Source organism: Desulfobulbaceae bacterium, from assembly GCA_015231515.1.
Lineage (GTDB): Bacteria > Desulfobacterota > Desulfobulbia > Desulfobulbales > VMSU01 > JADGBM01.
Genome location: JADGBM010000119.1, coordinates 1 through 8,652 on the forward strand (window position 1 = coordinate 1; position 8,652 = coordinate 8,652).

Consider the following 8,652-nt stretch of genomic DNA (forward strand, 5'->3'; position numbering starts at 1 on the left):
ACAGGGTAACGGCGGCTCTGATTGGTGAAACCCTGATGCGATCGGCTGATCGAAATCAAGGGCTTCAAGAACTGTTTGGGGGATAAGACGGAGAGTTTCAGATGGCAAACCGTACGCGCATAAAAATAGGGGTCTCTCCTGATGGTAAAAACATCAATCATGAATGCGGAGCCCTGCACCCGGAACTCATCTCCCGAAAGGTTCTTGAGGTCGGAGCCGATATTGGTATTGCCCTGGATGGGGACGGAGACCGGCTCATTGTCTCCGATGAAAACGGTGCTATTGTGGACGGTGACCATATTATGGCCATATGTGCGGCTGACCTTATGGCCAGAAAGAAGCTTAAGAAGAAAACCCTTGTCTCCACCGTTATGAGCAATATCGGTTTGGAAATAGCCATGGACAAAATCGGCGGCAAACTGGTTCGCACTGCTGTCGGCGACCGCTACGTTGTTGAGAATATGCGCGCTAACAAATACAATTTTGGCGGAGAGCAGTCCGGTCACCTGATTTTCCTGGATCATTCGACTACAGGCGATGGTATTCTGGCAGCACTCCAACTCATGGCCATCATGATCAAACAAAACAAACCGGTGTCAGAACTCGCCAAGATCATGGAGGCCTTTCCCCAAGTACTTAAGAATGTTCGCACCAGCAAAAAGCTTGATTTAGACCTGGTACCAAACTTTCAAAGCAGTGTTAAAAAAATGGAGAAAAAACTCGGCAAGGACGGTCGAATCCTGGTTCGCCTTTCCGGTACAGAGCCAGTTGTCAGGGTCATGCTTGAAGGCAAAGACCATGCCACAATCGGCACTATGGCTGATGAGCTCTGCGATATCCTCCGAAAGGCCGATGGACAGTAGCTTTTATCACGTATGATTTACACAGCGGACTTAAAAGATTACCTGCTTAAATTAGCCACAAAAACACACGAAAAAAGCAGTTATCAGTGTGTTTCTGTGTGTTTCCGTGGCAAAAAATCTTTTCAAACGTCATTGCGACTCCCGATAACGGAGATCAACTAAAATCTTTGCGTACTCTGCGCCTCAAGCGAAGCGGGCGGTTTATTGAACTTAGTGCACTGCGTGCGGGCTTTCAGTTCATTATATAAAGTTTGCTTTTAGCAATGAGCACCTAGCTAAAAGAGATATAAAAATTTCCGTTACTATCACGTACCCTAAATGAACAGTTAAATGAAAATTCGCCTCGATAAACTATTAGTTGATACCAAGCTTGCTGACACAAGGCAGAAAGCCCAGGCGCTCATATTGGCTGGCCTGGTACAAGTAGGTTCACACAGATCGGACAAACCGGGAGTCATGGTCCCGATTGACAGCCAGATTACAGTCAAGGGACAGGATTGTCCTTTTGTAAGTCGGGGGGGGCTGAAACTGGCAAAAGGAATTCAATATTTTGCCATCAATCCACAATCACTTATCTGTGCTGACATCGGGGCCTCAACAGGTGGTTTCACAGACTGTCTCCTGCAAAATGGTGCCAAAAAAGTGTATGCAGTGGATGTTGGCTATGGTCAGCTTGACTGGAAACTCCGGCAAGATGATCGAGTTATCGTCAAGGAACGAACCAACGCCAGACATCTCACCCCGGCAGATTTTGACGAACCAATTCAACTGGCAGTTATAGATGCCGCCTTTATCTCCCTCAAGATACTTTTGCCGCCGCTTTTGCCCTTGTTTTCCAAGGAGATTGCCATACTGGCCTTGATCAAACCCCAATTTGAGGTCGGCAAAGGCAACGTAGGCAAGGGGGGGGGTTGTCAAAGACCCTGACTTACACAGCCAGGTAGTTGAAGATATCCTCTCTTTTATCACCACTATCGGCCTATCCTCAATGGGAGTTACAGATTCTCCGATTTTAGGCCCAAAGGGCAACAAAGAGTTCCTTATCTATCTCAGGGGCTAACCCCCTTATTCTATTCCCGTCATACCAGCTTTTACTCCAGCCGAAATCGCTTCTTGACAGGGCACATCATATTAATAGTATACTAATAGAAACGAAACTATTCAGGTGATGCCCCCAAAATAGCGGAAACCACCGAAACGTAACGTATAGTCACATAGAAACTTTTGCAGTTCCACTCCAAACGAGGCCACTATGAAAAATCTCTGCTTTGGCTTTTTCCTTGCTCTTTGTTTAACCATTCTCTGCTTCCAGAAATCTGCTTTATGCTCAGAAGAACTCCCTTCACCATCGCCATCGCCCCCTCAACTCATCAAAACTGTACGGGTAGGAATCTATCTTAATTTCCCCTTTGTTTATGAAAATAAGGGTCTGCCGACTGGATTTCACGCCGAACTCTTAAAAAAAGTTGCAGAACAGGAAGGCTGGAAACTGGAGTACCAATTCCTTGGCTCCTTAAAGAACGTCATCGATGGGCTTGAGGATGGCTCTCTTGATCTCAGCATGGGCCTGGTCAAAACAGATGACAGGCAAAAATTACTGACATTCTCGACTGAAAAAACCGCCGCCCAGAGAAACCAGATCTTCATACAGTCTGATCGTCAGGACATCCGCCAAATTGCCGATCTTGACGGCAAAACAGTAGGTTACATTAATCAAGACAGCATTGGCGATAATTTCAGGGAAGTTTGCAGCAAACTTGGCATACAACCAATCACAAGACATATTAACTCCTATGAACAGTTAACCAGTGCGGTAATTACAGGCGTTGTCGATGCAGGTATTTTCAGTGCCTTTCAAGGGAAAAAGGCTGCCCAGAACTATGATTTACGTGCCACACCGATAACATTTAAGAAGACCGAGGTGTTTTTTGCCGCCTCTAAAACTGCCGACGGTCAACTTATCAGCACAATCGACCAACACCTGAAAGCCTGGAAAAAGATCAATGACTCCCCCTTTCACACACTTGAAAACAAATTTCTCACCAACAGTTTATCCCAATCGCCAAAATGGACATCCCGCGAGATTCTGATCACGGTTTTCTCCTGTTTACTTCTCATTTTTCTGGCCATTCTGCTTGGCAATTTCATGGCCCGTGAAACGACCACCAACAGCCTCTCAAAATCATCAATCCGAAACCTTCTACTGTTTATCCTCGGCATTACAACAACCTTCTGGATTCTGGACTCATTTGTGGAATGGTTCTTTTTCAACTCGGAACAACAGCTGGGATTACTCGAACTCTTTTTGACCGATATCCCCCCAGAGAACCTCTATATACGGGGAATGTTTTTTGGCATCAGCTGTTTCTTTGGCATTTTCGTCGCTAAATACATGAGCAAATACGAAGAATCACTCAACTTCCTTATGCGCAGTGTCGACCAGTTCGAAGAGTTGATGGACAATGCGCCTGACATGATTTATCGAATGGCACTTCCAAGCGGACGCTATGATTTTGTCAGCAAGGCCTCAATAGATATCAGCGGCTACAGTCCCGATCAGTTTTACAAACGCCCGCGACTGATGGAGGAGATTATTCATCCTGACTGGAAAAACTATTTCAATAACCAGTGGAATAAACTTCTTGAAGGCGAAATGGAGCCTTTTTATGAATACCAGATAATTACTAAATCACGTGAAACCCGGTTAATTAACCAGCGCAACAGACCGTGCACAAATAAATCAGGGGAACTGACTGCCATCGAGGCAATCGTAACAGACATTACTGAGTTCAAGGCACCAGTCACAGCCGAGACAAAAGATCATATCATAAGCTAAGAATGGAAGAACGAGACCTGACCATCTCTCCCGACCTGACTCTTACTATGATTAACCCCGCCTATATGACTCGCCAACTTTATGAACTTGATTACCTTCAAAGACAATGAATGTGCAATAGGCGCAAGTATTGGAATCAGTTGCTTTTCTGAGGATGGTGCCGACATTGACAACCTTATGAAAAAATCTGATACCGCAATGTACAAAGTAAAAACTCAGTCTCGCGGCAGTTTTAAGTTTTCCTGATACAAGGCGTCTTCTCTAATGAGGGTTTCACAGCACAATGAGCTATATTGTTATCTGTAGTGCGGCCTTACTGGTCTCGGCTTTGACCCTTTTTTCCGGCTTCGGTCTCGGCACCCTCTTGATGCCGGTCTTTGCCCTGTTCTTTCCGCTTGAAGTGGCCGTAGCGGCTACGGCGGTTGTGCATGGTGCCAATAATATTTTTAAAATCATGGTGTTTGGCCAAAAAGCTGACCGGACCGTCGTTTTAAAATTCGGCATCCCAGCTATCATTGCAGCTTTTGCTGGCGTCACAGCTCTTGGTTATCTGTCTGGGGTCGAGCAAGTGGCAACCTATACGCTGGGCTCTCGGACAGCGGTCATTACACCGCTGAAGCTTATTATGGCGGCACTCATGCTGGCCTTTTCCCTGTTTGAGCTTTTGCCAGGACTGCGCCGTCTGCACTTCGACCGTAAGTATCTCTTTCTGGGTGGTATGCTTTCTGGTTTCTTTGGGGGGTTATCAGGACATCAAGGCGCCTTGCGATCAGCCTTTCTAGCCAAAACAGGGGTGTCAACGGAGGCCTTTGTAGGAACCAATGCGGTTATAGGCTTCATGGTCGACATGGCCCGGCTCATAAGCTATGCGGCTCTCTTCTTCATGGCCGGTAAAGCAGGTGCTATTAACCCAGAGCAATGGCCTTTGATCATGGCCGGCATATTGGCGGCTTTCAGCGGCGTGCGTGTCGGCAAGAGATTTTTGAAAAAGATAACGATTAAAACAATCCAGACCTTCACCGGGATTTTGCTGTTTGGAATCGCGCTTGCGCTCGGTTCCGGACTCGTGTGACGGTGTCGAAGTCTGAGCAGATTTGATATGTGATTTTTTATTTTATTATTCGAGCTTTCCAGAACCCAGGCTTACGACTTAAATGCATAACAGCTTGAATTATAATGGAATCACAACTCCGGCATCGGCTCGCATGGAATGCGTGATAAAGGCAATTCCCGGAGTCGGCAGAGGGCCTACCAGGAGAACATCAACCCCCATAGAGCAGATACCGGCTGCCAGAGCATTTTCAATCATATACCCGGATATGCGGGTGTCTTTACCAATGACGATACGGTGTCCATGTATCTTATCCTTAACCAGAAAAGCGATGCCACGGCCAATTTGCATGGCTATTTCAGTGGTCATTGGATAAATGTTTGCTGTGCCTCGTACGCCGTCAGTGCCAAAAAGTCGCCGCATATATCTGTTCCTAATTGAATAAAGTTACAAGTTGTTGGTTAAGCGATTAAGGTGGGTCGCTCGTGGTCGGTTTTTCAATGACAGGATCTTTGGAGGTAAGGGTAATAGCGGCTGTTTCCGGTGATATTTCATCTACTGTGATCCCGGCCGGTATTTTCACTTCAATTTTTATTTCATGGGTACCGTCCGGCAGCGCGCTGACATCTGTGGAAGCCTTAAAAAGGGTGCTCAGTTTCTCGGTGTTTCTGATAAGGGCTTTAGGGATCTGGGCCGTAACTGTAAACGAGTTGGGTTTGATCGTTGCGGTTCTGTTTTCCGCTAAACCTTCAATAGTTATTGGTATGCGGCGAATATTTTTGGTTTCCAGTTTGTCCCGTATCTTTATTCGGGCTGTGACTATTGATTCGCCGATAAGGTTGGCAACTTCCGGCAGTAAGTTCAGAGATATCTGCTTGACAGAAGAGCTTTTCATGTTCGTCAGGTCAATGGCTCTGGTCTCTAGCATGTCGATATCTTTAAGCACTTCAAGTGGGCCGGATAAGGTCAGAGAGTTTGGTTCAAGTGTGATGGAGTCAAGTTCATAATCGCCGGAAAGTTTTCCAGCCGATTTTGATTCGATAGAAATAGTTTTCTCAATGAGTTTGTCGATTGATAACACTATTTGAGTCGGGTTTATGCGAAGGGTTTCGATACCGCGTGGGAATTTGATCGAATCCGGGGCGTTATTGACAACAATGTTGCCGGGGGATGCTTCAGACAGGTCAATAGAACGGCTGATGCTTTGCTCTGAAATTTTCTTGATCATCCCGCGGGGGCCGGTGACCGTAACGTCTAGCAGGGGTTTGAACTGGTTTGAGATCACCAGACCACGCGGGAGATTTACAATCTCAACCGGGATTTGCACATTCATATCAACCCGGTCTTCCCCGGCGACGAAGTACCATAAGAAAATGGCAAAAAGGACTGAGATAAACTTGAGAAACCAGTCCTTGGGCCAGGAAAGCTTTTGTTGCCTGTAGCTTTGTATTATCTGTTTAACCAATTTTTCCAGACCATTGTGTGGGATTCTTTTGCCGAGAGTATTGCCTGTAACCGTTTACGTAGAGTTTTCTCGTCAAGATTCGAAGTAATGGCACCGTGCTGCGCCAGGGATATCTGGCTTGTCTCTTCAGATATTACCACAACAACGGCGTCGGTCTCTTCTGATATTCCTATGGCAGCACGGTGACGTGTGCCGAGCTCTTTTGAGATATAGGGATTCTTGGTAAGGGGTAGAACGCAACGTGCGGACATGATGCGGCCTGCACTGACCAGCACGCCACCATCATGGAGTGGAGACGAGGTCTGGAAGATGCTGATCAGTAACTCAGCGCTGAGCTTTGCATCGATAGACTGCCCGAATTCGATATAATCTTTCAGGCCGGTTTCTCGCTCAAGAATAATCAGACCGCCCAGTTTTTTAAAGGATAGGGTCTTTGCGGCTATGATTATTTCATCGAGAGTCTGAATAGTTTCTTCCATTGACTTTGTGAATGGGGAGGCTTGCCCCATCTGGGTCAGCGCCCTGCGGATATAACGCTGAAAAATAATGATAATGATCAGGAAAATTGAGCTTAAAAAAGTGCCAAGCAGCCAGTACAGGGTCATGAACTGCAGCTCCCGGGCGCCGAAATATACCCCGATGAGCACAGCAATACCGGCAAGCATCTGCACGGCTCGTGTACCACGAATCAGCAGAATGACCCTGTAAATAATAAAAGAAACGATAGTGATGTCGACTAGATCCTGCCAGCGCAGTAAGTCAAAAATTTGGCCCATGTTTTATTAAACCTGAAATATAATTTAAACTCAAGTAACTCTCTAGAAACTTTATAAAAAAATAGTATTAAACTATCCTGACCGTTTTAGTGAGCCAGATGGCATACGGAGCCTTACGGTAAGGCATTATAAATAGGCATGTTTTTTTTTGACGGCTCCTAAGTTTCTCACCTGCAAATGCCTTTGTTGTGCAATAATTGTTTGGTGCGCTATTGACATAATTGAAAAAATCATTTAATTTACCCATCTTTCTTGGGTCAATCTCACGTCGGCATCGGCCGACCTGTTACTGCTTGGTGCTATCGTCCTTAAAGACGAAACCAGACCTCAGATCAAAGCGAGATCCTGGCGTTGTATCAAGAACAATATCAATAGTTTAAGGAGAGAAGTTTTGGCTAATCACAAATCTGCAATTAAAAGAAATCGACAGAGCCAAGTCTGTAGAGTACGAAATCGATCAGTTCGAACTGAAATGAAAACCGCTATTAAATCCGTTTATAGCGCTATTGAAGAAAATTCAGTTGAAAAAGCTCAAGAGGCTTTGAAAGCAGCTATTCCTATCATCGATAGAACCGCCGTTAAAGGGGTTCTTCATAAGAGAACTGCATCGCGGAAAGTCTCAAGGTTAACACTTTGTGTGAATAACTTTGTAGCTCAGGCTTAGTCCTGCCCGGTTTAGGCCGGCAGTCCATGCAAAAGTTGAAAATGTAGAGTAACTTGTTCTTACCATCGCTTAATCGTAAGTGATGGGCTTATCGTTCAAAATAACTGCTGAGTAATCGTGGTCAAGAAAGGGATACATAGCCTTTGTCAAGGTTGGTGGCGATTTTATAAAAAATTGATGCCCACTGAACCCTTGCCGACACGCACCTAAAATGAATTGATCAAGCCATGCGGCCTATACGGGCTCCATGGCTTTTTTTTTGTACTTTTTTTTGATCCTTTTATCTTCCTGCACTGTGTCGGTTGATGAAGCGAGTATAAAGGCACCAAAACCATATGATGAAACCAGAACTGTCTGACTTTGTATTCATGGCTGAAAAATCAGGGTTGGTTCCTGTCTGTCAGGAAATCCTGGCTGATCTGGATACGCCTCTGACCGCCTTTGCCAAGGTGGCTATTGATAAAAACCACGCTTTTTTGCTGGAGAGTGTGCAGGGGGGCGAGAAGTGGGGCCGATATTCCTTCATTGGCTTTGATCCCTTGGCAACTTTTACCAGCTGGGGAAATAGTGTCGAAATCCGGCGCAACCAATCCGCTGCCCTCCCTCAAACTGGGGGGGAGTGGACCTTTCAACTGATTGACCACCTGGCTGATCTCAGCCTGGGCTTTTTGATACTGCTCTTCCAGGTTTAATTCCGCATCAATCAGAACACAGTTAACAACAGAGATTGTCTGCCGAATGGCGTCACAGATCAAGACAATTTTAGGAATCAAAAATGATGAGTCCGGGATATCAAGAGGCGGTTTAGCTTTATCTTCGGGCAACCGCTCCATAAACCTGACCATATCATAGCCCATATACCCGACAGCCCCGCCAAAGAAACGCGGCAAATAACCGGTATCACAGGGATCAAATGACCGAAGCAACGCTTTTAAGGCTTCAATTGGATCACCGGAGATTTTTTCAGTAGAGCCGTTATTGCGCCGGATTTCGACAC

General features: G+C 45.8%; 8 protein-coding genes and 2 pseudogenes. 7 read left to right on the forward strand and 3 right to left on the reverse strand.

Translation table 11 applies throughout. The features are described 5' to 3' along the window. Positions 1 to 101 precede the first annotated feature (101 nt). From HQK80_13855 to HQK80_13875, 5 genes and pseudogenes are all read left to right on the forward strand, one after another. Positions 102 to 863 (forward strand): hypothetical protein, encoded by a 762-nt coding sequence (locus HQK80_13855; protein MBF0223287.1) that lies wholly within the window; start codon positions 102 to 104, stop codon positions 861 to 863. A 330-nt stretch (positions 864 to 1,193) separates the two neighbouring features. After that, a pseudogene (locus tag HQK80_13860) lies at positions 1,194 to 1,923 on the forward strand (TlyA family RNA methyltransferase). Between the two features lie 192 nt (positions 1,924 to 2,115). Then, positions 2,116 to 3,699, forward strand: coding sequence for a transporter substrate-binding domain-containing protein (locus tag HQK80_13865; protein MBF0223288.1), 1,584 nt, complete (start codon positions 2,116 to 2,118; stop codon positions 3,697 to 3,699). An 81-nt stretch (positions 3,700 to 3,780) separates the two neighbouring features. Further along, positions 3,781 to 3,945 carry a diguanylate cyclase gene (locus HQK80_13870; GenBank protein ID MBF0223289.1) on the forward strand — a complete coding sequence of 55 codons (165 nt, stop codon included), beginning with the start codon at positions 3,781 to 3,783 and terminating at the stop codon, positions 3,943 to 3,945. Positions 3,946 to 3,982: 37 nt separating this feature from the next. Then, positions 3,983 to 4,771: a sulfite exporter TauE/SafE family protein gene (locus HQK80_13875; GenBank protein MBF0223290.1), complete on the forward strand. Its 789-nt coding sequence runs from the start codon at positions 3,983 to 3,985 to the stop codon at positions 4,769 to 4,771. 108 nt (positions 4,772 to 4,879) lie between these two features. Here the strand turns inward: HQK80_13875 and glmM are convergent. The 3 genes and pseudogenes from glmM to HQK80_13890 all read right to left on the reverse strand — a co-directional run bounded on the left by glmM (position 4,880) and on the right by HQK80_13890 (position 6,991). Continuing rightward, positions 4,880 to 5,173: pseudogene (gene glmM, locus HQK80_13880) on the reverse strand (phosphoglucosamine mutase). 46 nt (positions 5,174 to 5,219) lie between these two features. Then, positions 5,220 to 6,083: a hypothetical protein gene (locus HQK80_13885; GenBank protein ID MBF0223291.1), complete on the reverse strand. Its 864-nt coding sequence runs from the start codon at positions 6,081 to 6,083 to the stop codon at positions 5,220 to 5,222. A 116-nt stretch (positions 6,084 to 6,199) separates the two neighbouring features. After that, entirely contained in the window at positions 6,200 to 6,991 is a 792-nt protein-coding gene (locus HQK80_13890; protein MBF0223292.1) for a TIGR00159 family protein, read from the reverse strand. A gap of 391 nt (positions 6,992 to 7,382) precedes the next feature. Between HQK80_13890 and HQK80_13895 the strand changes: the two genes are divergently transcribed. Both HQK80_13895 and HQK80_13900 read left to right on the forward strand, forming a co-directional pair. After that, entirely contained in the window at positions 7,383 to 7,655 is a 273-nt protein-coding gene (locus HQK80_13895) for a 30S ribosomal protein S20 (GenBank protein MBF0223293.1), read from the forward strand. Positions 7,656 to 7,990: 335 nt separating this feature from the next. Then, on the forward strand, positions 7,991 to 8,347 hold the full coding sequence (locus HQK80_13900; protein MBF0223294.1) for a hypothetical protein: 357 nt from the start codon (positions 7,991 to 7,993) through the stop codon (positions 8,345 to 8,347). The last annotated feature ends 305 nt before the right edge of the window (positions 8,348 to 8,652 follow it).

Coding starts and splice junctions, on each gene's coding strand:
- HQK80_13855 (MBF0223287.1), top strand. CDS start 102: ATGGCAAACCGTACGCGCATAAAAATAGGGGTCTCTCCTGATGGTAAA.
- HQK80_13865 (MBF0223288.1), top strand. CDS start 2,116: ATGAAAAATCTCTGCTTTGGCTTTTTCCTTGCTCTTTGTTTAACCATT.
- HQK80_13870 (MBF0223289.1), top strand. CDS start 3,781: ATGAACTTGATTACCTTCAAAGACAATGAATGTGCAATAGGCGCAAGT.
- HQK80_13875 (MBF0223290.1), top strand. CDS start 3,983: ATGAGCTATATTGTTATCTGTAGTGCGGCCTTACTGGTCTCGGCTTTG.
- HQK80_13885 (MBF0223291.1), bottom strand. CDS start 6,083: ATGAATGTGCAAATCCCGGTTGAGATTGTAAATCTCCCGCGTGGTCTG.
- HQK80_13890 (MBF0223292.1), bottom strand. CDS start 6,991: ATGGGCCAAATTTTTGACTTACTGCGCTGGCAGGATCTAGTCGACATC.
- HQK80_13900 (MBF0223294.1), top strand. CDS start 7,991: ATGATGAAACCAGAACTGTCTGACTTTGTATTCATGGCTGAAAAATCA.